The 25,973-nt window shown below is 42.7% G+C and carries 24 protein-coding genes and 1 tRNA gene; 18 read left to right on the forward strand and 7 right to left on the reverse strand.

The features are described 5' to 3' along the window. The first annotated feature begins 3 nt into the window (after nt 1-3). The 6 genes from tsaB (at nt 4) to rnd (ending at nt 5,526) form a co-directional block, all read left to right on the forward strand. Entirely contained in the window at nt 4-705 is a 702-nt protein-coding gene (gene tsaB, locus R7040_RS15595; RefSeq protein WP_017819943.1) for a tRNA (adenosine(37)-N6)-threonylcarbamoyltransferase complex dimerization subunit type 1 TsaB, read from the forward strand. Between the two features lie 60 nt (nt 706-765). After that, nucleotides 766-1,071, forward strand: a complete 306-nt coding sequence (locus R7040_RS15600) for a hypothetical protein (protein WP_017819942.1) — start codon at nt 766-768, stop codon at nt 1,069-1,071. Nucleotides 1,072-1,112: 41 nt separating this feature from the next. Then, nucleotides 1,113-1,670, forward strand: a complete 558-nt coding sequence (locus R7040_RS15605; RefSeq protein ID WP_017819941.1) for a Slp family lipoprotein — start codon at nt 1,113-1,115, stop codon at nt 1,668-1,670. A 6-nt stretch (nt 1,671-1,676) separates the two neighbouring features. Further along, entirely contained in the window at nt 1,677-2,531 is an 855-nt protein-coding gene (locus tag R7040_RS15610) for an alpha/beta fold hydrolase (protein WP_182016623.1), read from the forward strand. Between the two features lie 106 nt (nt 2,532-2,637). Further along, complete coding sequence (gene fadD / locus R7040_RS15615) at nt 2,638-4,329, forward strand: long-chain-fatty-acid--CoA ligase FadD (protein WP_005382216.1); 1,692 nt, start codon at nt 2,638-2,640, stop codon at nt 4,327-4,329. Nucleotides 4,330-4,407: 78 nt separating this feature from the next. Next, complete coding sequence (gene rnd, locus R7040_RS15620; protein ID WP_031777213.1) at nt 4,408-5,526, forward strand: ribonuclease D; 1,119 nt, start codon at nt 4,408-4,410, stop codon at nt 5,524-5,526. 77 nt (nt 5,527-5,603) lie between these two features. On the opposite strand, the gene minE is transcribed toward rnd, so the two are convergent. The 3 genes from minE to minC are packed head-to-tail and all read right to left on the reverse strand — an operon-like array spanning nt 5,604 to nt 7,362. Then, nucleotides 5,604-5,867, reverse strand: coding sequence for a cell division topological specificity factor MinE (gene minE / locus R7040_RS15625; RefSeq protein ID WP_005388332.1), 264 nt, complete (start codon nt 5,865-5,867; stop codon nt 5,604-5,606). Between the two features lie 2 nt (nt 5,868-5,869). Next, nucleotides 5,870-6,682 (reverse strand): septum site-determining protein MinD, encoded by an 813-nt coding sequence (gene minD, locus R7040_RS15630; protein ID WP_005388331.1) that lies wholly within the window; start codon nt 6,680-6,682, stop codon nt 5,870-5,872. Nucleotides 6,683-6,699: 17 nt separating this feature from the next. Then, a complete protein-coding gene (gene minC / locus R7040_RS15635; RefSeq protein ID WP_005382304.1) occupies nt 6,700-7,362 on the reverse strand; it encodes a septum site-determining protein MinC in 663 nt (220 codons plus the stop codon). A gap of 197 nt (nt 7,363-7,559) precedes the next feature. Between minC and R7040_RS15640 the strand changes: the two genes are divergently transcribed. From R7040_RS15640 to R7040_RS15655, 4 genes are all read left to right on the forward strand, one after another. After that, nucleotides 7,560-7,841, forward strand: a complete 282-nt coding sequence (locus R7040_RS15640; RefSeq protein WP_005382303.1) for a YcgL domain-containing protein — start codon at nt 7,560-7,562, stop codon at nt 7,839-7,841. Between the two features lie 48 nt (nt 7,842-7,889). Next, nucleotides 7,890-8,861 carry a lytic transglycosylase domain-containing protein gene (locus R7040_RS15645; RefSeq protein ID WP_005388330.1) on the forward strand — a complete coding sequence of 324 codons (972 nt, stop codon included), beginning with the start codon at nt 7,890-7,892 and terminating at the stop codon, nt 8,859-8,861. 88 nt (nt 8,862-8,949) lie between these two features. Continuing rightward, entirely contained in the window at nt 8,950-9,894 is a 945-nt protein-coding gene (locus R7040_RS15650) for a LysR family transcriptional regulator (protein WP_005382299.1), read from the forward strand. Between the two features lie 257 nt (nt 9,895-10,151). Next, entirely contained in the window at nt 10,152-11,351 is a 1,200-nt protein-coding gene (locus R7040_RS15655) for a NupC/NupG family nucleoside CNT transporter (protein WP_005382298.1), read from the forward strand. Between the two features lie 67 nt (nt 11,352-11,418). On the opposite strand, the gene folD is transcribed toward R7040_RS15655, so the two are convergent. Continuing rightward, nucleotides 11,419-12,279: a bifunctional methylenetetrahydrofolate dehydrogenase/methenyltetrahydrofolate cyclohydrolase FolD gene (gene folD / locus R7040_RS15660; RefSeq protein ID WP_005382297.1), complete on the reverse strand. Its 861-nt coding sequence runs from the start codon at nt 12,277-12,279 to the stop codon at nt 11,419-11,421. A 203-nt stretch (nt 12,280-12,482) separates the two neighbouring features. Between folD and R7040_RS15665 the strand changes: the two genes are divergently transcribed. The 5 genes from R7040_RS15665 to R7040_RS15685 all read left to right on the forward strand — a co-directional run bounded on the left by R7040_RS15665 (nt 12,483) and on the right by R7040_RS15685 (nt 20,325). Continuing rightward, nucleotides 12,483-12,559 (forward strand) — tRNA-Arg (locus R7040_RS15665). Between the two features lie 605 nt (nt 12,560-13,164). Next, nucleotides 13,165-15,219, forward strand: coding sequence for a class I SAM-dependent DNA methyltransferase (locus R7040_RS15670; protein WP_318096904.1), 2,055 nt, complete (start codon nt 13,165-13,167; stop codon nt 15,217-15,219). Further along, nucleotides 15,219-16,631: a restriction endonuclease subunit S gene (locus R7040_RS15675; RefSeq protein WP_213967748.1), complete on the forward strand. Its 1,413-nt coding sequence runs from the start codon at nt 15,219-15,221 to the stop codon at nt 16,629-16,631. The genes R7040_RS15670 and R7040_RS15675 overlap by 1 nt, the downstream gene beginning before the upstream one ends. Before the next feature lie 2 nt (nt 16,632-16,633). Continuing rightward, complete coding sequence (locus tag R7040_RS15680) at nt 16,634-17,113, forward strand: hypothetical protein (RefSeq protein ID WP_072829011.1); 480 nt, start codon at nt 16,634-16,636, stop codon at nt 17,111-17,113. Then, complete coding sequence (locus tag R7040_RS15685) at nt 17,110-20,325, forward strand: type I restriction endonuclease subunit R (protein ID WP_213967749.1); 3,216 nt, start codon at nt 17,110-17,112, stop codon at nt 20,323-20,325. Before R7040_RS15680 ends, R7040_RS15685 begins: the two co-directional genes overlap by 4 nt. A 223-nt stretch (nt 20,326-20,548) precedes the next feature. On the opposite strand, the gene R7040_RS15690 is transcribed toward R7040_RS15685, so the two are convergent. After that, nucleotides 20,549-20,785 (reverse strand): helix-turn-helix domain-containing protein, encoded by a 237-nt coding sequence (locus tag R7040_RS15690; protein WP_182019068.1) that lies wholly within the window; start codon nt 20,783-20,785, stop codon nt 20,549-20,551. A 135-nt stretch (nt 20,786-20,920) separates the two neighbouring features. Between R7040_RS15690 and R7040_RS15695 the strand changes: the two genes are divergently transcribed. Beyond that, nucleotides 20,921-21,436 (forward strand): DNA repair protein, encoded by a 516-nt coding sequence (locus tag R7040_RS15695; RefSeq protein WP_203510509.1) that lies wholly within the window; start codon nt 20,921-20,923, stop codon nt 21,434-21,436. A 454-nt stretch (nt 21,437-21,890) separates the two neighbouring features. Here R7040_RS15695 and R7040_RS15700 read toward each other — a convergent pair whose 3' ends face one another. Both R7040_RS15700 and R7040_RS15705 read right to left on the reverse strand, forming a co-directional pair. Continuing rightward, a complete protein-coding gene (locus R7040_RS15700) occupies nt 21,891-22,688 on the reverse strand; it encodes a DNA repair protein (protein ID WP_318096905.1) in 798 nt (265 codons plus the stop codon). A gap of 17 nt (nt 22,689-22,705) precedes the next feature. Beyond that, entirely contained in the window at nt 22,706-22,897 is a 192-nt protein-coding gene (locus R7040_RS15705; protein ID WP_083148238.1) for a helix-turn-helix transcriptional regulator, read from the reverse strand. Between the two features lie 105 nt (nt 22,898-23,002). Here R7040_RS15705 and R7040_RS15710 point away from each other — a divergent pair, with 105 nt between their 5' ends. Both R7040_RS15710 and R7040_RS15715 read left to right on the forward strand, forming a co-directional pair. After that, the gene (locus R7040_RS15710) at nt 23,003-24,187 is read left to right on the forward strand and encodes an HTH domain-containing protein (RefSeq protein ID WP_213967337.1); all 1,185 of its coding nucleotides are present in this window, start codon (nt 23,003-23,005) and stop codon (nt 24,185-24,187) included. A gap of 1,020 nt (nt 24,188-25,207) precedes the next feature. Next, nucleotides 25,208-25,954, forward strand: a complete 747-nt coding sequence (locus R7040_RS15715) for a hypothetical protein (protein WP_143145995.1) — start codon at nt 25,208-25,210, stop codon at nt 25,952-25,954. Nucleotides 25,955-25,973 lie beyond the last annotated feature (19 nt).

A 25,973-nucleotide genomic window follows, 5' to 3' on the forward strand; every position in this document is an offset into this window, starting at 1 on the left:
TAAATGAGCGCAAAAATTCTTGCTATCGATACAGCGACTGAAAACTGTTCAGTTGCGTTGTTGGCTAATGATCAAGTGATTTCACGTAGCGCGGTTGCACCACGCGATCACACCAAAAAAGTACTGCCAATGGTTGATGAAGTACTCAAAGAAGCTGGCCTGACTCTACAAGAGCTGGATGCGTTAGCGTTTGGACGTGGTCCAGGTAGCTTTACTGGCGTTCGTATCGGTATTGGTATCGCACAAGGTTTGGCGTTCGGTGCTGACTTACCTATGATCGGCGTTTCAACGCTGGCTGCAATGGCTCAAGGTAGCTATCGCTTACATGGTGTGACCGATGTCGCTGTGGCTATTGACGCACGTATGGGTGAAGTTTACTGGGCACGTTACACTCGCCAAGCAAACGGTGAGTGGGCAGAGATGGATGCAGAGTGCGTAATTCCACCAGCACGTCTCGTTGAAGAAGCACAAGCAGACGACAAAACGTGGACGACAGCAGGTACTGGTTGGGATGCTTACCAAGAAGTATTAGCAGACCTACCGTTTAATTTGACGCATAGTGACGTTCTGTACCCTGATTCACAAGACATCGTGATTCTTGCTGAACAAGAATTTAAAAAGGGTAATACCGTGCCGGTCGAAGATTCGAGCCCTGTTTATTTACGTGATAATGTGACATGGAAAAAACTTCCTGGTCGCGAATAGTCCGTTTTTCATTAACCTGACAAAAAGCAGGGCGTTTGCCCTGTATTTTTATGGAGTGCTATGGCGTCGATTAATGGCTTGCCTCCTTCTTTGATTCCCGGTGCAAATCGCACTCATAAAGCCAGTCAAAAGAAGCAGGTAAATAAATCACAAACAAAGCAGCCTGTAGGTCAGCCTTCAAAGGTTGCTAACGCCGTGGCGCACTCCATAAAACACGTGGATGAGTCCCAAATTCACCGAGCTCAAGTGCAATATGACCTTCCTGAAGGGGGCGCACGTAAAGCAATGGAGCAGTACATGGATGTCATGAATCGAGCTAAAAAAGAGGAACTGGCTCAATTACTTGGTGTCGATATTTACGTGTGAGATCTCCCCAGCTTGGGGTTACTAATATTGAAAGGTGGTTTATGAAGGTTTTTGGACGGTTTTTTCTCGCATTATTTGCTACGGTTGGTTTGTCTGCGTGTAGCTCTTTGCCAGAGGAGCTAAATGCAAGCACAGAATTGGTCGTTACAGACTATAAAGCGTTTGCTGAGTCTCAGGGGCAAGTGAGTGAAGATGTTCGCCTTGGTGGAATCATCGCTAAAGTGGATAACTTTAAAGATAAAACGCGTCTAGAGATTGTAAACCTTCCTATCAGTGAGTCTGGTAAACCTGATATTGATGAAGAGCCTACGGGGCGTTTTGTCGCCTATTTTGATGGCTATTTAGAGCCTGTCGCCTTTAGTGAAGGCCGTTTGGTGACGGTTGTAGGCAAAGGAGCAGGGGAAGAAGAAGGAAAGATCGGTGAGCACGGTTACATCTTCCCAGTAATTAAGGGGGAAGGGTACCGTTTATGGAAAATTGAAGAACGTGTACGCATGTATGACTCGCCAACCTACTTTTACCCATGTTACTCGATTAACTGCCGCATGTGGCGTAATGATTTCCCGCAAGACGGTAAAGTGATAAAACAGGTCAAATAATCTGCGATGCATGAGCGTCAATTCGAGCTTCCTGCCGGCAAAATGGCAGCCCTTGAGATAGGGAACGAGAAAACGGCTGACTTGTCAGTCGTTTTTCTTCATGGGTGGTTAGATAATGCGGGCAGCTTTAAAGCGCTCATGGAGCAGTTGAATCAACTTAATCCTCACTTACACCTCCTCGCCATCGATCATTTTGGTCACGGTTTATCGAGTCATAAATCTCACGATAATTATTACCCCTTTCACGACTATATTGCCGATTTGTATCAGTTTTTGGACGAATTATCACCAAACAGACTGATATTAGTAGGGCATTCACTTGGTGCTTTAATCGCAAGTTGCTATAGTGCAGCGTTTCCAGAGCAGGTCGAAGCTCTTGTGCAAATTGAGGGAGCAGGACCTCTTACTGAAGATCCTACTAACAGTTTGCCTCGTCTTCGCGATGGCGTTTTAAGTCGAATAAGACAGCAAAACAAGCCAGAGCGAGCCATTGCCTCCTTCGATCTGGCGTTAAAATTACGCATGCAAGCCAACCAATTAACCGCTGAGCAGCTTCTACCGATAGTAGAGCGTGGAACAGAGCAGCGAGGAGATAAATGGTATTGGCGGCATGACGCCAAGTTAAAATGTGCGTCGCTTTACCGAATGGCGCAAGCGCATGCTAACTCGATTACCAGCCAAATACGTTGTCCTCATTTGATTGTATTAGGCGATCAAGGATTTCAGAATTTACCATCTAACCAAGCTGATTGGGGAGAGAACCCACCGCAAGTGGTTTCTGTCAAGGGTGGTCATCACTGTCATTTAGAGCAAATACTCGAGGTCGCAACGCGAATTCTTGGTGTAGTTAACAAAATTTAAACAAGTGTTTGAGAGTTGCGTGCTCAAGCACGTTCGCTGTGCTGTAATAGCTTTCAAAATAAAAAGGACGCTATTTTTTAGCCAGTTATAAACGAGGAGTAACATCGTGGATAAACCATGGCTTTCACGTTATCCAAGTGACGTACCTGAAACCATTAATCCAGAGCAATATGAGTCTTTGGTAGAAATGTTTGAACAGTCTGTACAAAAATATGCAGACCAACCAGCATTCATGAACATGGGCTCGGTTATGACCTTCCGTAAATTGGAAGAGCGTAGTCGCGCATTCGCAGCGTATCTGCAAAACGAGTTAAAACTGCAAAAGGGTGACCGTGTTGCTCTGATGATGCCAAACCTACTGCAATACCCAGTGGCGTTGTTTGGTATTTTGCGTGCAGGTTGTATCGCCGTAAACGTTAACCCACTTTACACTCCTCGTGAACTTGAACACCAATTGAATGACTCAGGTGCGACGACGATTGTGATTGTGTCTAACTTTGCGAATACGTTAGAACAAATTGTCGATAAAACACCAGTCAAACACGTAGTGTTAACCAGTCTTGGTCAAATGCTGCCACGAGCGAAAGGTACGATTGTCGATTTTGTCGTGAAGTACGTTAAGGGCATGGTGCCTAAGTACGATTTACCTGGTGCAATCTCAATGCGTCAGGCTCTACGTAAAGGTCGTCGTCTACAATACGTTAAACCGTTTATGTCTGGGGATGACATTGCATTCCTGCAATATACGGGGGGGACGACAGGTGTCGCGAAAGGCGCGATTCTGACTCACCGCAACATGATTGCGAACGTTCTACAGGCAAAAGGCGCGTACGGACCGGTTTTATCTCCGGGGCGTGAATTAGTCGTAACAGCATTACCGCTGTATCACGTATTTGCTCTTACCGTAAACTGTCTGCTGTTTGTCGAAATGGGTGGTCGTAACTTACTTATTACCAACCCTAGAGATATTCCAGGGTTCGTGAAAGAGCTACAAAAGCATCCGTTTACTGCGATTACGGGCGTGAATACCTTATTTAATGCATTGGTCAATAATGAAGATTTCCACGAGTTGGATTTCAGTAATCTACGTTTAGCCGTTGGCGGCGGCATGGCAGTGCAGCGCTCAGTGGCAGAAAGATGGCAAAAGACCACGGGTTGCTATTTGCTCGAAGGTTACGGTCTAACAGAGTGTTCTCCGTTGGTGGCGGCATATCCGCATGATCTTGTTGAATACAATGGCTCTATTGGTCTGCCGGTACCATCAACAGAAGTTCGTATCGTGGACGAAGAAGGCAACGCTCTTGCGAATACTGAAACTGGTGAACTTCAAGTTCGTGGTCCTCAGGTTATGCAAGGTTACTGGCAACGACCTGAAGCAACGAAAGATACGATTAACGAAGACGGCTGGCTATCAACTGGCGACATCGTTAAGTTCGATGACGAAGGCTTCCTGCATATCGTTGACCGTAAGAAAGACATGATCTTAGTATCAGGCTTTAATGTTTACCCGAACGAAATTGAAGACGTTGTAGCACTACACGGCAAAGTACTTGAAGTTGCTGCTATTGGTCAGCCGCATGAAGTGTCTGGTGAATTAGTGAAGATTTATGTCGTGAAACGTGATCCGAGCTTGACCAAAGACGAAGTGATCGCGCATTGTCGAGAACACTTAACTGGCTACAAAGTTCCGAAGTTGGTTGAGTTCCGCGAAGACTTACCTAAAACCAATGTCGGTAAGATCTTGCGTCGTGTTTTACGCGAAGAGAATGACGCTGAACTTGCGAAGAAAAGCGCATAAGCCGATTTCGTCGAGTCGAGAGATTTAAAAAATGATAGAATGCCAGCGTTTTGCTGGCATTTTTATAGCGAGAAGTATGTGAACTATCAAATTATTACTAAAAACAAAGACCTAGAAGAGGTTTGCACTCATGCCCGAGAGGCAGACGTAGTGATGCTGGATACCGAATTCGTTCGTATTCGCACTTTCTACCCGCAGTTAGGTCTGATTCAGCTTTTCGATGGTAATCGCCTCTCGCTGATTGATCCGACTGAATTAACGGATATGACGCCGTTTGTAGCGCTATTAAAAGATACTTCTGTGCTAAAAGTGCTGCACGCATGTGGTGAAGATTTAGAAGTTTTCCAAAACGCTTTTGGTTGTACACCATTCCCTATGGTGGATACGCAGCTGATGGCCGCTTTTCTCGGTCACGGCCTATCGACAGGCTTCGCATCGCTGGTGGAAGAATATTTAGGCGTAGAGCTCGACAAAAGTGAATCACGTACCGACTGGATGGCTCGTCCACTGACACAAAAGCAATTAGATTATGCTGCCGCAGATGTTCATTACTTGTTACCGTTATACGAAAAGCTGTTCGATAAGGTGACGCAAGCAGGTTGGTGGGAAGCTGTACAGCAAGAAAGTGATTTACTCGTTTCGAAACGTATTCGCGTAACCAATGAAGAGAATGCCTACCTTGATATTAAGGGCGCTTGGCAATTAAAACCTTCTGAGCTGGCGATTTTAAAGCCATTGGCGACGTGGCGTTATCGTGAAGCAATCAAACGAGATTTAGCGCTGAACTTTATCTTCAAAGAAGGTGATCTATTAACGGTCGCTCGTCTTGGTTTAACGAACTTTAAGAAGATGGAAGCAGAAGATATTGATATACGAGCGATTAACCGCCATGGCGCGAAGATTGCCGCGATTGTTAAACAAGCGAAGCAAACACCTTCTGAAGAGTATCCTGCGAAAATTGAGCGTTTAATGGACTATCCGGGTTACAAGCAGGTCTTCAAAAATATGAAAGACTTGGTGAAATCGGCTTCGCAGAAGTCTGGTTTAGCCACGGAGTTCCTTGCCTCTAAAAAGCAGATCAATCAGTTGATCAGTTGGGTTTGGAAAAAAGATCGTGACCCAGAAGTGTTGCCTGATTTGATGCAAGGGTGGCGTTTGGATTTACTCGGCGACAAGATGAACAAAGCATTAAAGTAATGAAAGATGAAAAAGGTTGGCCTCGATGCCAACCTTTTTCGTTCTAATTAGAGCATTCGTCTGGCGAGAGAAACTGATTACTTTTCTTCGTCTGGTAGCTTCACATTTAGCTCAAGAACTGAGATATCGTCGTCTTTGTGCTCAAATGTTAAGTCAACCATATTTGGATCAATTGCCACGTACTTGCTGATCACCTTCAAGATGTCTTCTTTTAATTGAGGCAAGTAAGACGGCGCAGGATCATTTTGGCTGCGGCGCTCTGCGACAATGATTTGCAAACGCTCTTTAGCTAGATTCGCAGAAGTTTTCTTCTGTGGACGGAAAAATTCTAATAATGACATGTCTAGCCTCCAAAGAGTCGTTTAAAGAGTCCTTTCTTCTCCTCAGTAAGGAAACGAAATTCAACCTGATTGCCTAATAAGCGATCAACGGTGTCAGAATAAGCCATACCCGCATCGGTGTTATCGTCAAAAGTGACTGGCACACCTTTGTTTGATGCGTTAAGCACGGCTTGGCTTTCTGGAATCACGCCCAGTAGTGGAATATGTAAGATCTCCTCAACGTCTTCAACGCTTAGCATTTCGCCTTGAGTGACGCGAGATGGGTTGTAGCGAGTCAGTAGAAGGTGCTGTTTTACTGGCTCTAGCCCTTGTTCTGCACGCAGTGACTTAGAATCTAAAATACCGAGAATGCGGTCAGAGTCACGCACAGAAGAGACTTCTGGGTTCGTTGTGACAATGGCTTCATCGGCATAGTACAAGGCCATTAACGCGCCTTGCTCGATACCTGCTGGTGAATCACAAATAATAAAATCAAAGCCCATTTCATCAAGTTCACCGAATACGCGCTGAACACCATCTTTTGTCAGTGCGTCTTTATCACGAGTTTGAGAAGCAGGAAGAATAAATAGGTTGTCCGTGCGCTTATCTTTGATCAGCGCTTGGTTTAATGTCGCTTCGCCGTTAATGACGTTTACAAAGTCATACACGACGCGGCGCTCACAGCCCATGATTAGATCGAGGTTACGCAAACCGATGTCAAAATCGATCACCGCGGTCTTTTTTCCCTTAAGAGCTAGACCAGAGGCGATGGCTGCGCTTGAAGTGGTTTTACCAACGCCACCTTTACCAGACGTTACTACAATAATGCGTGCCATTTTTTTTCCTTTTTAGATTAAATCGCGAGAACTTCTAAATGTAATGATTCATCGGCTTTACTGATCATTACTTTCTTTTGCCAGTACTCGCTTTCAATTTGATCGCTTAACCAGTAGTCACCCGCAATGGATACCAGTTCTGCTTGTAAATCGTGGCAAATAATACGCGCTTCCTGCTGACCACTTGCTCCTGCAATCGCACGACCTCGAAGTGTGCCATGGATATGAATAGAGCCGTCAGCAATGACTTCAGCACCTGCACTTACGTGCGCTAGCACCACCAAATCACCATCTTTTGCGTAGATCTGTTGTCCTGAGCGGACAGGCGTACGAACTACTTTCGTTGGTGCCATTTTGGCAGGTGCTTGGCTTGGCGATTTGCTCGCCGACATAATGGCGAAGCCAGCTTCGGAAGCAAGGTTTTGTACACGCTTGTCTTTACAGCCCGTTACACCGACCGGAATAAAACCGGCATCTGAGATGCCTTGTTTAAGCTTAGGGAAATCAATGTCGCCTTGTACTTTTGCTATATTGATTACCAAAGGCGCGGATGCAAAAAAAGAAGGTGCTTGAGAAACTTTTTCTTGCAAAAATTCGACAGTCTTTGCGATCTCATTGTCAGAAAGGTGTAAAACTGACAATGTAAAACTGCTACCTTTAAGGTCTGGTGAATGGGTCATCGTGGACTTCTTGCCTTTATTGAAAGAGCGTTGCCTTAAACTAGGTATGTCATGTTATATTTCATCCTTTGACGCAGCAAGTTCTCTCGTGGGCAAATAGGTGAATTAATCTCAAATTTGCTATTAAGTTTGCGAGAATTTGACGTTTTCAACCTAATCCGCACTCAACGCGGCTAAATCAGCATAAAAGGCGTGTCATGCTTTGTTCTATTTATAAAAGCTCGAAAAAAGAAGGTACTTATCTCTATATTCCGAAAAAGGATGATTTTTCACAGGTTCCTGACACCTTAATGCAGATGTTCGGTAAGCCTATCGCTGTCATGACGATTAAACTTGATGGCCGTAAATTGGCACAAGTTGATATCGAAAAAGTGAAGGCTTCATTACAAAATGATGGCTTCTTTCTTCAGGTTCCACCGCCGCCGGAGAACCTATTAGAAAAGTACAAAGAACAAAAAGCCCAGCAGAAAGGCGAATAACGTCATCGTTTTTCATCTGGGATTTCTGCCTTGCTCAAGGAGGGCAATATGAAAAAGATACTGGCTACCATGCTTAGCGTTGGTATGTGTACCTCGGCTTTTGCAAGTAGCGAGGGTTTTGATGAATACTTGAATAAGCTGCGTGCTGAAGCTCGTGATAAAGGTATCTCAGAGCAGGTCATTAGTGCTGCTTTTGCTAATGTTGAGTACAAGCCCCGAGCAGTAAAAGCGGACCGAAACCAACCAGAAAAGAAACTGACATTGGATGAGTACATTCCTCGCGCGGTGCCTGAATGGAAGGTGAAGCAAGCCAGACAACTCTACAAAGAGCATTACACCGAGCTAAAGCGTATAGGCGATGAGTACGGTGTCCACCCGCGCTTTATTGTGGCACTTTGGGGAGTTGAAAGTAACTTTGGTAAGTTTACCGGCAACTTTAAAGTGATTGATGCACTATCCACAATGGCATTTGAAGGCCGTCGTGAAGAGTTTTTCCGTAAAGAGACTATGTCGGCACTTCAGATCCTCGATCAAGGCCATATTGAGCTAGAGAACTTTAAAGGCTCATGGGCTGGTGCGATGGGTCAATGCCAGTTTATGCCAAGCTCTTTCCTTCGTTTTGCTGCTGACGGCAACGGTGATGGTAAAAAAGACATATGGCAATCTGAAGCGGACGTGTTTGCATCAACCGCTAACTATTTGAGCAAGTCTGGTTGGGATGATAAATATACTTGGGGTCGCCAAGTTAAGGTTCCTAAAAATATTGATCGCAGCCTAGAAGGGCGCACGGCTGAAAAAGGCAAATACCTTCAAGAGTGGAGCCAATTAGGTATCACAAAATATGACGGTAGCCCGTTGCCAAAACTGGATGAAGACATCAAAGCATGGTTGATCATGCCGGACGACGAGAATGGTCGTACGTATCTGGTTTACAATAACTACAACGTATTGATGAAGTGGAACCGCTCTTACTACTTCGCACTTGCTGTGAGTCACTTGGCTGACCGCATTAAATACTGATCTGCCATCAAACAATTTGGCATTCAGTCTTCAATACAAGGGCTCTTCGGAGCCCTTTGTTTTTTCTATAACCAAATCGAGGTAAAGCGTGTTATCTGAACGTGCCGCACAAATGGTGATTTTCTCCGCTCTTCTTAAACACAAAAGCTTCACAGCTGCTGCAAAGAGCTTAGGCGTGTCGGTGTCTCATGTGAGTAAACAGTTGAGTCAGTTAGAAGCGTCTCTTGGTATCAAGCTTGTTCAACGTACTACGCGAAGCTTTACGCCGACTGAGGCAGGGAAAACCTTTTTTCATCACTGTGAGCAAGTGGTACAAGCGGTGAGCAGCGCCACATTAGAGATGGAAACCCAGCGGGATGAAGTAGCAGGTTTGGTACGTCTTGGGTTGTCGCAATCATTTGGTACCTTACACATTATTCCAGCGATTCAAGAGTTACGCGAACTGTATCCTCAACTTCAAGTGGAAGTACATCTGTTTGACTATAAGGTCGATATGTTAGCCGAAGGGCTCGATTTATGGGTAACCAACAACGAGCATTTGCCTGAAGGTTACATTGCGCAGCGTTTGACGGATTGCCAGTTTGTTGTTGCGGCATCGCCAGATTACTTATTGAAACATGACACGCCAGCAGAACCGGATGACCTATCTGCTCACAACTGCCTCATATACAGAAGCTGGGAGCGTGACTATACGGGGTGGGCGTTTACCAAAGATCAGCAAGAATTGAACGTAAAAGTCTCGGGTAACTATTCAGTGGATCTGGCAGAAGCCGTTCGGGATGCGGCTATTGCAGGTTGGGGTATTGCCTACCTTGCCACTTACTTGCTGGGGGATGAGTTTAGAACGGGTAAGTTAATACAGCTGTTACCTGACTGGAAAGCCAGCCAGTCGATGCCGTTTTATGCGGTATACCCAAGCCGCCAGCATATGCCAAAAAAAATATCCGCAGTGATTAACTTTATCAAACAGAAGATCGGCAACCCTTGTCATTGGGACCAACGTTTGGCGCCTTACATCTCTATTCCTAAATAACAGGATCAATGACGTTGTAGAACGACACATAAGGTGATTCACTTCACAAAAATTTTTCCTGAACCAGAAACATATTTTCCATATGGAAATAATTAAAATAAGCAAACGTTTATCTTCAATAAATTCAATTGGTTATTTTGTTGGTCAGTTATTGGTCGCTTAAACTTTTCACACTGTTAACATCCTCAACTTGCAGCATTTTGAGTCCGCTATACAATCCGGTGCCTTCCATATCCCCCTTCTGTCGGATTCATTTTATGAACTCAATTATTGGTATCGTAGCCATACTATTCCTAGCATGGCTACTTTCTACAAATAGAAAAAATATAAAGCTGAGAACGGTGTCGTTTGCGTTTGCTTTGCAGGTACTGTTTGCGTTGTTGGTTTTATATGTACCAGCAGGAAGAGATGCGCTGAATTCAGTGAGCAGTGTTGTGTCGAATTTGATCAACTATGGTCAAGAGGGCATTGCGTTTTTATTCGGTAATTTGGCGACAGGGGGCTTCACCTTTGCGATCAATGTTCTGGGTATCATCGTTTTCTTCTCCTCTCTTATCTCAGGTCTTTATCACATTGGTGTGATGCCAAAAATCATTAACTTTATCGGTGGTGGTATTCAAAAGCTGCTGGGTATCGGTCGTGCGGAGTCTTTGTCTGCAACAGCAAACATTTTTGTCGGTACCATTGAAGCACCATTGATGGTAAAGCCTTACCTAAAACACATGACTGACTCGCAGTTCTTTGCAGTTATGACAGGTGGTTTAGCGTCAGTTGCTGGCGGAACGTTGGTCGGTTACGCATCACTGGGTGTCGACCTCAACTATCTTATTGCAGCTGCATTTATGTCGGCACCTGCCGGCTTGTTGATGGCAAAAATTTTAATGCCAGAAGATACGGATAAAGCAGCAGATATCGACATTAGCCAAGTTGAAATTCCACGTGCAACCAACGTAGTAGAAGCATTAGCCGATGGTGCCATGGCGGGTGTACGCATTGCTGTATCGGTCGGTGGTACGTTACTGGCGTTTATTAGTGTCATTGCAATGCTAAACGGTATGTTAGGTTGGATAGGTGATCTGATTGGGACACCATTAAGTTTTGAGCTCATCCTAGGTTTTGTGTTTGCGCCAGTCGCTTGGTTGTTGGGTATACCATGGCAAGAAGCAACCACAGCAGGCTCGCTGATTGGTAACAAGATTGTGGTGAATGAGTTCGTCGCTTTCATCCAGCTTGCAGAAGTGAAGTCTCAACTTAGTGAACACTCACAAGCAATCGTGACGTTTGCTTTGTGTGGCTTTGCAAATATCTCAAGCATGGCGATGCTGATTGGAGGGTTGGGCTCTTTGGTACCAGAAAAGCGTGCATTTGTTTCTAAGCATGGTTTCCGTGCGATTATCGCTGGTGTCATGGCGAACTTAATGAGCGCTTCTATTGCGGGCGTGATTTTAAGTCTGTAATTGAAATAGATATCAACAATTAGCAAAAAGGCTCCTTGCGGAGCCTTTTTCGTATCTGAAATTTACGTTATTTGTCTGTGTGGAACTGTTCGCAAGCGAGCATCGTGTTCTCAATTAAACTTGCGACGGTCATTGGGCCAACGCCACCAGGAACAGGAGTAATAAAGCTCGCACTTTCACGTGCTTTGTCGTATTCCACGTCGCCAACTAGTTTACCTGAATCAAGACGGTTAATACCGACATCGACCACCACTGCGCCTTTTTTAATCCACTCACCAGGGATGAAGTTAGGTTTACCAACCGCAACCACGACAACGTCAGCTTGACGCACATGACTCTCTAGGTCTTTGGTAAAACGGTGACATGTTGTTGTTGTGCAGCCCGCAAGCAGCAGCTCAAGTGTCATTGGACGACCAACAATGTTTGATGCGCCAACCACAACCGCATGTTTACCACGTAGCTCAATGTTGTAACGGTCGAGTAGGGTAATGATGCCCTTTGGCGTGCAAGAGCGAAGCTTTGGAATACGTTGCGCAAGACGGCCAACGTTATAAGGGTGGAAGCCATCCACGTCCTTCTCTGGGTGAATGCGCTCTAAAACATGTGTTGTGTCTATGCCCGCAGGAAGGGGTAATTGCACTAGAATGCCGTCAATTTCATCATCATTGTTTAATTCATCAATCAGCGCTAGTAACTCTTCTTCTGAGCTAGACGCAGGAAGGTCAAAAGACTTAGAAACAAACCCAACTTCTTCACATGCGCGGCGTTTGCTACCGACATAAACCTGAGAGGCAGGATCTTCACCAACTAGAACCACTGCTAAACCAGGAGCACGTAGCCCAGCTTCAACACGTGCTTTAACACGTGCAGCCACTTCGGATCGAACAGTTTGGGAAATGAGAGTTCCGTCTATATTTTGAGCAGTCATGACTTTCCTTATAAATTAAGAAGGCAGATTATCTGCGGCGCATTGTCGCAGAATTTCTTATCAACATCCATACGCAAACGTTTGCTTTGTGGTGTTTTTGAACATTAAGCGTTTTAATGGACTTTTTTTAGGCATTCAGATCAGAATGTTATGAAAACCCGTTGATTTACCCGTTTGAACTCGTATAATCCTGTCCCTGTAGCGCGCCCTTAGCTCAGCTGGATAGAGCACGTCCCTTCTAAGGATGTGGTCATTGGTTCGAATCCAATAGGGCGTGCCATTTATTTCGGGGCGTAGCAGGTTAGTACTTGCTACGCCCTTTTTCATTTCTGCTACTTTTAGTCAAGTAACTAGTCAAGTAAGCGTGAAGCTTAATGTAACCCAAAGAAACCCAATGGTTTTTAAACGTAGTTATCCTTGCGTTATTATCAGTGGTCGAAATTACACAGATTCCCTGCATGTTGTTGTCCGAGTATTTGTTTGTCAATAAAACAGCATAGCTCAGCAGTATCTCCGAACTAATCTACTAGCGATTCGTTGTCCAAACCTCTATCTCCTCTTACTTAAAGCCAACCTTTTTCTTTATGAAAAGAAAATCAATCGTCGAAGATGATCTTTACATTACTGGTAGAAGTTTATCGATATCGTAGAAACCTCATTGTAAGGCTTATAATCATAAACCTCAGGCAGTTATCTGGGGGCATAAGCAAAAATGAAGTTCAGAGTAGCGAAGCAATCTTAATAGATAGGCTACACTGCATGCAGTGTAGCTTTGGCTAGGGAAGCGTGGGATTGTATCTACTTAAACCTCAATTAAATCACAGACTAACTAAGGCTCTTTCGATATAATCAGCGCAATTTTTCATATTCAATGTGCTGATTATAATGACTAACAACAATTTCTCTTCAACAGCAGCGTTCTTATGGTCGGTGGCTGACCTTCTTCGTGGTGATTTCAAGCAATCTCAATACGGACGCATCATTCTCCCATTCACACTGCTAAGACGCTTAGAGTGTGTGCTTGAAGCGACAAAACCAGATGTTCTCGCAAAATACGAAGCTGTAAAGGCAATGCCAATTGAGGCACAAGATAAGCTACTGACGCACGCAGCTCAGTTGAGCTTTTACAACACTTCAAAAATGGACTTAAACCGCCTTGGTGAAACAGGTGTAGCAAGTAACCTAGAGAGCTACATTCAATCGTTTAGTCCTAATGCTCGTGAGATTTTTGAGCACTTCGATTTCTTCAATACCATCGACAAACTAGAAGAAGCGGATCTGCTTTACAAAGTAGCGAAATGCTTTGCAACGACAGATCTTCACCCTAATACCATTAGTAACTACGGTATGGGTTTAGTGTTTGAAGAGCTAATTAGACGTTTTGCAGAAAGCTCTAATGAAACGGCTGGTGAGCACTTCACCCCAAGAGACATTGTTGAACTAACAACATCACTACTATTCGCCAATGAAGAAGAGCTAACCAGTTCTGGTTTGGTTCGTTCTATTTACGATCCTACGGCTGGTACGGGTGGTTTCTTATCGTCAGGTATGGAATACATTCATAACCTTAACGACAAAGCCTCTCTTTCTGCTTTTGGTCAAGAGCTAAACCCAGAGTCATACGCAATCTGTAAAGCGGATATGCTTATCAAAGGGCAAAAGGTCGATAACATTAAACTGGGTAATACCTTGTCTAATGACCAACTTCGCACCGAGAAGTTTGACTATATGCTGTCAAACCCTCCATTCGGTGTGGATTGGAAGAAGATCCAGAAGTTCATCAATGATGAGCACAACGAAAAAGGCTTTGAAGGTCGTTTTGGTGCTGGTCTACCACGAGTGTCTGACGGTTCATTACTGTTCTTGATGCACCTAGTAAGCAAAATGCGCCCTGCTTCTCCTGAAAACAAAAACGAAGGCGGTTCACGTATCGGTATTATCTTGAATGGTTCGCCACTCTTTACAGGCGGTGCTGGTAGCGGTGAAAGCGAAATTAGACGCTATATTCTTGAAAATGACCTGCTTGAAGCAATTGTGGCTCTGCCTACTGATATGTTCTACAACACAGGTATTGCAACTTATGTGTGGGTTTTATCATCTCATAAGCCAGCTAACCGCAAAGGTAAGGTTCAACTTATCAACGCTTCAAAAGAACGAGCTAAAATAGGCGGTCGTGGTCGCAGTGGTGGCGGTGAAATTGAAGGTAATGATGAGCACGTATTCTATGCAGCAATGCGTAAATCGTTAGGTAGTAAGCGTAAAGAACTCACACCTGAAGCGATTGATAAAATTGTGCAAACCTATGGCCAGTTTGCCGAAAACGATTTTAGTAAAATCTTTGACTATAAAGAGTTTGGCTATCGCCGCATTACCGTTGAGCGCCCGCTGCAATTAGCAATTTACCCGAAAGACGAACTGCGCCTTGAAGCCCTGCAAGCCGATAACGCTTGGGCAAAAATCGATAACATTACCCAACAAGCCATTCTGGATGCGCTTGCTTGCTTTGAGCAAGAAAAATACTTATCGCGTGATAAGTTCCTCAAACAACTCAAAGCTAGACTAGCAGCCGTTAAACTCAGCGCTGCTCAACTAAAACTTATCGTGAAACATCTTGGTGACCACGATGATGAAGCTGAAGTATGCAAAGCAAAAGGCAAAGTTGAAGCGAACCCTGATCTACGTGATAACGAGAATGTACCATTAACTGAAACCGTTGAAGATTACTTTGCTCGTGAAGTTCTGCCGCACGTTCCTGATGCGTGGATTGATGAAGACAAAACTGATCCTAAAGATGGTGAAGTAGGTATTGTCGGTTATGAGATTCCATTCAACCGCCATTTCTATGTTTATGAACCACCAAGAGCATTAGAAGAGATTGATGTTGATTTGGATGCAGTATCGGCTGAGATTATGCGGTTGCTGCAAGAGGTGCATTCATAATGACAGGTCGTTATAAAGCATATCCAGAGTACAAAGAGTCTGACGTGGAATGGATAAAGGAAATTCCATCCTCTTGGTTTATCAGTGATCTTCGTAGAGGTATCGACTTTCTGACAGATTTCGAAGCGAACGGAAGTTTTTCTGATGTAAAAAAGAACGTGGATCTTGATGCTGATGGAAAATATGCGTGGTATTTGAGAGCTACGGACTTACAAAGTGGCAGAGTTGGTTTCGATACAGGTAATCGTACTGTAGATGAAAAAGCATACAAGTTCCTAAAGAAAACCACTTTACATGGCGGTGAATTGTTAGTTGCTAAACGAGGTGAAATAGGAAAAGTATACTTAGTCCCTGAGCTAAACTGCAAAGCCACTTTAGCTCCAAACTTATATCTTATTAGGCTAAACCAACTGCTAAGCCCTAGGTTTTCACTATATTGGTTCTTAAGTAGCTTTGGTAAGCCTCAGTTAGAGCTTGCTAATAAATCAACTACAATTGGCGCTCTTTATAAAGATGACGTTAGAGCGTGTCAAATTGTGTATCCCACATTCGAAGAACAACAAAAAATCGTCAACTTCCTCGATCACGAAACAGCTAAGATCGACACCTTAATCACTAAGCAAGAAAAGCTGATCGAGCTGTTAAAAGAAAAACGCCAAGCGGTGATTTCTCACGCAGTGACTAAAGGACTTAACCCAGATGCACCAATGAAAAACTCTGGTGTGGAATGGCTGGGTGAAGTGCCAGAGCATTGGGATGTTAGCCAACTGAAGCATCACGTAAATACAGTGAATGGATTTGGTTTTAGTTCAAATGACTTCCAAGATGAAGGCGTACCTTTCATTAGAGCTGGAAATATCAAGAACAAAACGATTGTTAAGCCTGACATACATCTACCTCAGTCGGTTGTAGACAAATATCAACGGGTAATTATGAATGCTGGTGAACTAGTCATCAGTATGGTTGGAAGTGATCCTAAAATCAAAGCCTCTGCGGTAGGACAGGTAGGTCTTGTCCCTTTGTCTTTGGCTGGCTCAGTACCGAATCAAAACGTGGTTATTCTTCGAGAAAAAAGCTCATTAATCAAACAGTTTCTCTTCTACGTTGTTTGTGGGACACCATATAGATATCATTTAGACGTATTTAGTCACAAGCTAGCAAATCAATCCATAATTAGTTCATCTCTGATTATCAATGCCCACTTCGCATTTCCTACATTAGAAGAACAAATGCAGGTTGTTGATTTTTTAGATACACAGCTACAAAAATATGATGCTCTTGTAGAAAAGGCAATTAGTTCGATTGAGTTAATGAAAGAGCGAAAAACAGCTCTTATCTCAGCAGCCGTGACAGGCAAGATTGATGTGCGGGATTGGAAGCCAGCAGAGAATAACCTTGTAGAGGTAGCTTGATTATGGATTTAGATGCCAAATTAAAAAAGCTCAAGGATGAACAAATAAAACTAGCTGAGGAGTATCAATCAAAGCAATCTTACGAATTAGCTTACATTGCTTATTGGTCTGTAGTTGAGCATTTTAGCAAAGAAGTTGGTGAGATCTTCCTTAAGCAACAATTAGAAAAAAAGTTGGTTGAGTGGCAAGATTACCTTTCAGGAAAACAGGAATCTCGGCCTCAAGGAAAGCAAATATCTTTGAAGTTGGAATGTTCGACCATTCCGCCTATGAACCAATTAACAGATCTGCTAGGTGAATTGCCGAAAACGGCTAATTTGCTCAAATCAAAGTCAAAGTATAGAAACAGACGTAATGATATAGCTCACCGAGCCACAAAGTTTGGTAAGGAACAGACTTTTTTGGAATATAAAGAGGCTGTTATTGGTTCTATTGAAGAGCTGGAGTTAGCTGTAAGTCAGTCTCTGGAGGGCGATAGATGAGCGATAAAGCACAAGAAAAAATATTCCAAAACGACATCCTTGACCAAATGCAGTCTCACGGCTGGTTGCTAGGTGAGTCGAACAAGTACAACAAAGAGTTGGCACTTTACCCTGAAGATGTGATTGCCTTTGTGCAAGCAACACAGCCTGAGCAATGGGATAAGCTGGCGCAGCACTTTCCTGACACTGACCGCAACCCAAACGCAACGGCTGACGCTCTGCTCAAATCATTAGAACAAGAGCTAAAAAATGAAGGAACGCTGTGGGTTTTGCGGAACAAACTCAATAACCGTGGTGCGAAGTTTGACCTTTGTAGCTTTAAGCCTGATCACGATTTGAACCCAACGGCAACCGCCCGTTATGAGCAAAATATTCTGCGAGTCGTGCCAGAGCTGGTTTACTCACCCAACGGCTACGATGGGCGTTTAGATTTAACCCTATTTGTCAATGGTATCCCTGTTGCTACCTGCGAGCTTAAATCTGAGTTTAAACAGTCGATTGATAACGCTAAAGTCCAGTATATGAAGGACAGACAGCCGAAAGATCCAAAAACTCGTAAACCAGAGCCGTTATTAACCTTTAGGCGTGGTGCATTGGTTCACTTTGCTGTGAGCCAATACAATGTCGCGATGACCACTCGATTAGATGGCAAGAAAACCTTTTTCCTACCGTTTGACCAAGGTACAAGTGAAGGCGGTAAAGGTAACGATATTCCTGACGATGGTGGCTACGCAACGTCTTACCTTTGGAATGAGATTTTCCGAAAAGATAATCTGTTACTGATCCTCAGCCGCTATATTCATCTTGAAGTGAAAGACGTTGAACACCTAGACGGTTCAATCACGCCAAAAGAAACGATGATTTTCCCTCGTTATCACCAGTGGGCGGTGGTTTCTAAGCTGCTTAAAACGGTGGATAGCGAAGGCACAGGGCATAAATACCTTATTCAGCACAGTGCTGGTTCAGGTAAATCAAACTCGATTGCGTGGCTATCTCACCAATTGGCTTCTAAGCATTACTACACCGATCATCCTGAGCTAAACAAACAAGCTGGGGATAAGGTTTTCGATTCCGTCATTGTCATCACTGACCGAACGGTACTGGATAGCCAGTTGCAAGACACGATTTATCAGTTTGACCATAACGAAGGAATGATTGCTCGTGTTAACCGAGAAGAGGCACAAGGCTCTAAATCTAGCCAATTAGCAGGAGAGCTAAAGGCAAGTACCTCAATCATTATCGTGACAATTCAAACCTTCCCACACGTTTTAGAGGCGATCCGTAAAGACTCAACCCTCGCAGGCCGAAGCTATGCTGTAATTGCCGATGAAGCACACTCCAGCCAGACAGGAACAACCGCTCGCAAACTGCGTGAAGTGCTCATGGCGGAGCAATTGGACGGTGATGAAGAGCTGGACAGTGAAGATATGCTGCATTTATCTCTGGAAGCTCGTAAAGGCTCAAACAAACTCAGCTACTTTGCTTTTACCGCAACACCCAAGGCGAAAACATTAGAGCTGTTTGGTCGCAGACCAAATACCGATGAGCCAGCGAGCGACACCAATAAGCCGTTACCATTCCACGTTTATTCAATGCGCCAAGCAATTGAAGAAGGGTTTATTCTGGATGTTCTGCAAAACTACACCAGTTACCGAGTTGCTTACCAATTAGCGCACAACAACCCAGATTTAGATCACGAGGTGGACAGTAAAAAAGCAGCTTCGAAAATGGCGAAATGGGTTCGCTTGCACCCGTACAACATTGCTCAAAAAGTGGAAACCATCATTGAGCACTTTAACGAGAAAGTGAAACATCTGCTGGGCAGTGAAGCAAAAGCAATGGTTGTTACCAGTAGCCGATTAGAAGCAGTGCGATACAAACTCGCTTTTGAAAAATACGTGCAGGACAAAGGTTACACCAACGTCAATGCCATGGTGGCCTTTTCAGGTGAAGTAAATGATCCTGATTTACCTGATCACCCTTTCACTGAAAATAATATGAACTCTAATCTGCGTGGTCGTGATATGCGTAAAGCATTTGATACCACAGATTATCAGGTGATGTTGGTTGCGAATAAATTCCAGACTGGTTTCGACCAACCGAAATTAGTAGCGATGTATGTCGATAAACCATTAAAAGGCGTTGAGTGTATACAGACCCTTTCAAGGCTAAACCGTACCTACAAAGGCAAGGACAAAACCTTTGTGCTCGATTTTGTGAATGATCCTGAAGAAATTTTGGCAGAGTTTAAGGTTTACTTCCAAACCGCAGAGTTGGCAGGTGTATCCGATCCAAACATCGTTTATGAGCTGATGAAGAAGTTGGATAAGGTTGGCATTTACCAGTGGCGAGAGGTTGAGGCATTTGTTGAGGCGTATAACAACAAGCAAGCGAGCCAAGCTAAATTAGCCAATGTGTGCAAACCTGCCGTTGATCGTTTCTCTGTTCGCTATAAAGAAGCGACACAAGTGCTTCAATCCGCACAAGCGGAACTGTCAAAAGCGAAAATTGAGCAGAACGACAAGAAAATCAAGTTTGCGGAAAACAGCGTCAAACACGCCAAAGAAGCACGAGATATTCTGGAAGTGTTCAAGAAAGATTTAATCTCTTTCTATCGCTTCTACGAGTTTACGTCTCAGATCGTCAATTTTGATGATTATGATCTGGAAAAGCTGAGTATCTTCGCCAAACATCTTTATCCACTGCTTCGCCTTGATGTGGTTGAGGATGAAATTGATTTATCCGATGTGGTAATGACACATTATCGCTTACACGAGCAGCGTGAAGCCGATCTACAGCTTGGCGTGAAAATTGGTGAAGAGCCAAAGCCTTACTTGCCAGCCGCAAAAGAAGGCACTGGTGCCGTTCCGAAAGATCCAAAAACTGAACTACTTAACGAGATTATCCAGAGAATGAACGATTTGTTTATTGAAGATGGTTTGTCTGAAAATGATATGCTCAATTATGCCAATACTATTGCAGGCAAGATCTCGGAAAATGAAGTGGTGATGGATCAGATCCGCAGCAACACCAAAGAACAAGCGATGCTTGGGCAATTCCCAGAATCGATCAACAACGCCATTATCGAGAGTATGGACGTACACAACGAAATGGCGATGAAACTTCTGTCAAATGAGGCTGTTGCGAAAGGATTCGCGGGATTGATGTTTGATGTGTTGATGAAGGGTCTTGGAAAATCAGCCTCAAACTAAACTACTCTATCAAACTAGTGACAGATAATAACTGTTTTGATTGCTGGTGAAAACTATGCTTCAAGGGATTTCTCGTTTGAGTCTTATAGGGTTGATTGCGTATTGGTACCCCTTTGACCTGGGAACTCTGGATGGTTCTCTTTAGCATTTAAGCCGTTAATTATCTGCGGATAGAAAATCCACACTGTATGCGCAGTGTGGTTATTCGTGAACGGCTTGATTTTTAAGCATCCTCTAGTAAGTCTTTTCTATCTTGTGGCAATAAGTCACCAACGTTGCAATCGAGAACTCTCGCAAGTTGGTACAACTTTTCTACTGTAATCCTAACACCGTCTTTTTCAACTTTACTCACGTAGCTTCTACTGAAACCAGCTTTTAAGCTTGCTTCGGTACTTGATAAACCGCATATTTTCCTTCTTTCTGCAATGTTCTTTGAGATCTCTCTTGCTAAGTTATTCATTTTTTATTTCTTTTTTTGTTTTTGCTTACTCAAGTTTACATCACTCCATGTGTATACACTATCTGATAACAGATTGACTGAATAAAGTTGGTATAATATATTATACTCAATCGAAAGAATGCTAGGTATGGCAAAATGAGAGTAGGGACATTGCAGTTGTTTAAAGTTGGTATACAAAGTCTTAAGTATTTGGAGCATGAAGAATATTTTTGCTTGTATGATTATCAAGATATTCTCAAACCATTTTTGGATGAATACTATTGCACTGAAGACGAGGTAGAGCGATTTAGAAATCAATCGTATCGCATTCTCGAAATTTTAGAAGCAGAAGGCAAAGTCGTTCGCCTATGTGGTGCAAGAGTTAACAACCCCAGGTATGTTGCGGTTGGAGGTGAAAAAGTTGTTGAAGAAGCTGATAGCGAAGAGTGTGAACACCATGAATTGACGCTTTTTATTGAAGAACAAGAATATTCAGAAAAACTAAATTTCAAGATCATTGAGATTCACAATCAGATTATGGCGCATACTGAACTCATGGAACGGTTTCCCGCACATAGCCAATATCTACGCGACGCAGTTGATAAGTTGGAGAGTGAAGCAAGGTTTATAGGGTATAAGAAAGAGATTTTAGATAAGATTATTGACGAGTAACTGTGCTTCCTAATTTGTGGTCCGTACTTTGCGAACCAAGTTTTGAAGAAACTATTCACTCCAACCATTTCCTCAGGTGGGTATAGAATGTGATCTTGTTTGCTATTTAAAACTTCAGGTCTTACTTACTCCTAGCTTTAGGTGTATCAGAATTTCGCAATTGTATCAGCGCAACTCTCCCAGTCTTTAATCTGTAAACCTTGCTCCTGTGCAAACTCCTCTAGCATCGTGTCGACTACCTTTGTGTAATGAGGGTAACGACAGAAAAACGAGATATGAGTTTTACCTGCATTAATTGTAGCGCGAACATTGTTCATTCCATTGTCTATATAAAATTGACCTTTGCGATCACACTGAACAGCATTCTGTGCAATAAATTTCGTGCTAGACAGGGTGTTCAGCACCTCCCTTATATCCATTCCCACGCGTGGGAATGGATCATCGTGATGTAGAGTTAGCTTTTAACTTGAGTGTTTTCATTGGTAATTTTTGAAAACTCGCCGCGTTCTTCTAAGCGACCTTCTAAGTTAGCTTTCTTGATAAGCGTTTCTTGCAAGAGGGCAGCAGTTCGCTCAAGTTCTTTTCTCATATTCTGATTTTCAGATTTAAGCTTCGCATTGTTGTCTTCTAAAATCGCGTTTTCACGCTGTAAGGCAAATGAAGAGTCTGAACTGGCTTGCAAAGTTGAGGCTCTGTTTTCAAGTACGCTCACTTCGCTTTTTAAGCGCTCATTGTCGATCTTTAGTTCACTCAGTTGTCCTGGTAGTTCTTTTAGCTCATCAAGTTTGTCTTGAAGCTCTTCGACCAGCTCACTGGATTGTAATGCTTGTAGGCGTTTCTGTTCAGAACAGTGTTCAGCTATCATTACTCGACTTTCTACAATACTAGCAATGTCACTCTCTACAGCTTGCCACAAAGCCGCTATGTCGAGTTTTAGTGCAGTTTCTAGCGGGCTAGAAAACCACTGGGGAACTTCTCGATTATATCGATTCGCATTAGGTTGAGCAGAATCGAGTATTTGAAATGCTATTTGAGCTTTTACATATCTCCCTCCGACGGCTGCTTGCAACTGTGCTGGGTTCTCAAAACATTTTCCTTCGGCCTTTGCGGCTTCGTAAGCGTCAAACATCACGTCGAAGATAATGCCTTTATCGGGGTCTTTGTTCGCGTTATGCATCTCTTGAATAAATTGCTGCTTAAGCTTGGTACGTAAGTCTGTAATGTAAGTACGTTCGTTAGTTTGTATGTTCATTTACTTACTTACGCCTCTTAGTACGGTAGCTCTGTTGTTTGTTCTTCGAGCCATCGTTCAATAGTCTCTCGTTTCCAGCCCACAATTCTCGGACTGATTGCACGAGCTGCTGGGAGACGCCCCTCCTTTCGCCATCTCCACACAGTTACTTTACTTATATTTAGGTAAGTAGCTAAGTCGCTAACTCTTATAAAATTTCTATCTATCATTTTTATTATTCTCGTTTTTGTTTTTATGTTTCTGTTTGATGTAATCGTATGAAAACAAACGCAAGTGTTGTAGATTAAAGAAAAGACACAATAGGGTTTACACTGATGGATAAAGTGGCTGCGGTAGTACTTGAAAAGAAATTAGAGGAAAACCTTAAGAAACTAGAAGCACGATCTAAAACAGAAAACAAAAAGCTAACTCAAAAGAAAAGTCCAAAAGGTATCTCAGTCGTGGATGCTTTTGATATTTCGTTAGAGCGAACAGTATCAAAGGTACTCCTTCTGTACATTCCGTTTTTAAAAACGTTTACAGGTAAGGAGCCTGATACGATTAAAGAATTTGTACGTTTCTGCGGGGGGGTATCCAGCACAATAGATAAGCTCATCGACTTTAGAACTAAAAATATGAGTGATGAGAAAAAAACAACACTTCAAAATCAAGATATTTTAGTCATCGAATATGTCGATGTGATTGAGCAAATGTTGGTAAAAGCTAAGAGTAAAACACCTCAAAGGCCGTCATCTGACAATACTCAAAAAAAACACACTACTTTGGCTTTACCTTTCTGTGCGCTTTGCTACAAACGAGTGAATCAGTCTCCATACTATTGTCGCGATCATCATTCTTCTAGGAGTGCTTTAGCATATAAGAAAGCCATAAGAAGATTGATTTCTGCCGTCTATCGCCATAGTGATGATGAAGATGCGCAAAGTAAGCTAGAAGACCATAAACAAGGCAAAGAAAACCTGGATGCAAGAATTTTTTTCCGTTGGCTTAATTTATTCTCAATAGAACCGAGATTGATTATGTCTGAACTACTCAAACTTGATCGAGATAAAGCTGATTGGCAAAGCTATTCCGAAGCTGTACTTACATTTGCACGCGAGCATTACCCCCATGCTTACAAGCAGGTTCGTGCTACTGGCGACTCGGCCTCTTGTTACGATAAATGGATTGTTGATGTTGCTAGATTGCTTGGAGGGGAAATAGAGGCAAACTTATGGAAAATAAAAGATGCGTATATATGGCTAGATAGCTCTAACAACATACAAAAATCTTTGACACTCTTAAATTGTTTACGCAGATATGAAGCGTTTACGCTAGTTAATAATTTCCCCGTTCTAAGCGGAGCGAAACAAGGCACCAATACTAACACAGCTAAGCGTGAGCAGTTGAAACAGCTATTAATAGAAAGAGATAACGATCCTTCCATCACGATGAATGAGATTGCGAAAAGACTCGGTGTGTCAAGAGCTGCCGTATACAAATTGAAGAGTAAGATCATTTAGCACTAGAAGGTCAACTATAATAATTTGATTGTTAAATAGGTAAAAAACTAAATGTATTCATGCTGGCAAGCAGCATGATTTTTCGTGAAACAATATTTTTATTTAGCTCCTTAAACTTTTATTTTTTAAATAAGGATGAAATTTCTATTTTTATTATGAGTTACTATTCTTTGGGGCCTAAATAAAGCTACATTCCCTCAAAAAAATATGTTATAACTATTATGACTGTTATAACTATTATAACGGTTATAGCTTTAATATAAGGAGCAAGACCGAAAAATTAAAAACAAATGAGCAAAACTTGCTCTTGTTGATTTTTTTTTCGTTGTCGTAGAGCGCAATTGCTGTGTCGCAAACGGCAGTTTTAGTGCTTCGTGTGACATTTTCTATTGCTTCGCACGTAAAGTGAACTTTCGTGCATTGGGGTTTGCACGTAAAGCAGTTTTTCGTGCATCAAAAAATTCCGCTTTGGTATTCAATGCTTTTTTCTAGTTCGCTGTGGCTGTTTTATGCTTCCAGAAAGCCTTCATCCTGATGATTGATTTGTATTCTTTTGGGGATGTAAAGAGTAAGTTCAGGACTGAAATGTTAAGAACAGTGTTCAAACATAACTTGTTTTTTTCATATTAAAAAAACAAAAAACAAAAAACAAAAAACAAAAAATTAATGGCGATTTTAGATATAAGTTTAAGAGAACAGTGTTATTGATAGACCTTATAATTCCTCACTGCTTTTTGGGATTATTTGAGTGCCTATTCTCCGCCAGTTTAATCAGATCTTATTATCAATGCCATGTACATATACATAGTTATCCCCTACAAAGCTTTGCTTTGTGCATCTTCTATCAAGAGTGAACACTGTTCTGCCTCGTTAGTCAGTCAATTGTTCTAAACGATGGAGTCAGATCTCCCATCCAGAAGCTTTGATAAAAATATATACATAGTTTTAAAAATGTTATATAGATAAATTTGCATGCAATTAGTCAGATACATTTTGATCTACCAAATACAACGAGAAAAAATGAGTAAAAACGTCGCACTTTTAGTTGCCGAGGCCCCTTGGTTTTCCTTTAAAACTAACCATGACCAAGCCAGTTGCATTCCGTTCTTTGAAGGAGTGAAAAAGCTGGTTAACGATAGCACTGACAAGCCACAACTGAATATCTACAACTGTAATTATTACGACAACAAATCGCTTGAGAAAGCGCTAGAACATCTCGTTGATACTCGTGAGGATATACAGATTCTGTATATCGGTGGGCATGGAGATGGCAAGCGTATTGCCGATGCTACCATCAACAAAACTACCGAGCTTATCCGTGAGCATGGAAAAAAAATTAAAGGACTAATCGTTAGTTCATGCATGGCTGGATTAACCGACAAACTAGCGATGGCTTCGGAGGGGGCATTTTCTTCCAGTGATCGGTCAATTAGTTGGGTGAATGGCCCCAATTGGATAATTTCTTATAAATATGCAGTCGATTGGTTTCCGTCTGCGTTGGTAGAAACCTCGATTGTGCGAGCTTTTACAGAGCATTATCACCAAGAAGGCAGACTCAACTCAAAAGCAGATATTCTTGGTTGTTTGAATCACGCATTAGCGCCATTTGATCTCCACCAAGAATTCGCATCAGATAAAAGTGACAGTCGCAAAAGCTTGGGAGACACCATTCGCATTTGGATTCGGGCGCAAGGCGCTAGCCAACCAACTGATGTGACTGAAGATCTTCTTGCACAACTTGGTTACTTAGAATTCGAGGCCGAGTGACCTGAATTGTCGTCAAAAT

The sequence above is a fragment of the Vibrio sp. 1069 genome (assembly GCF_033340555.1).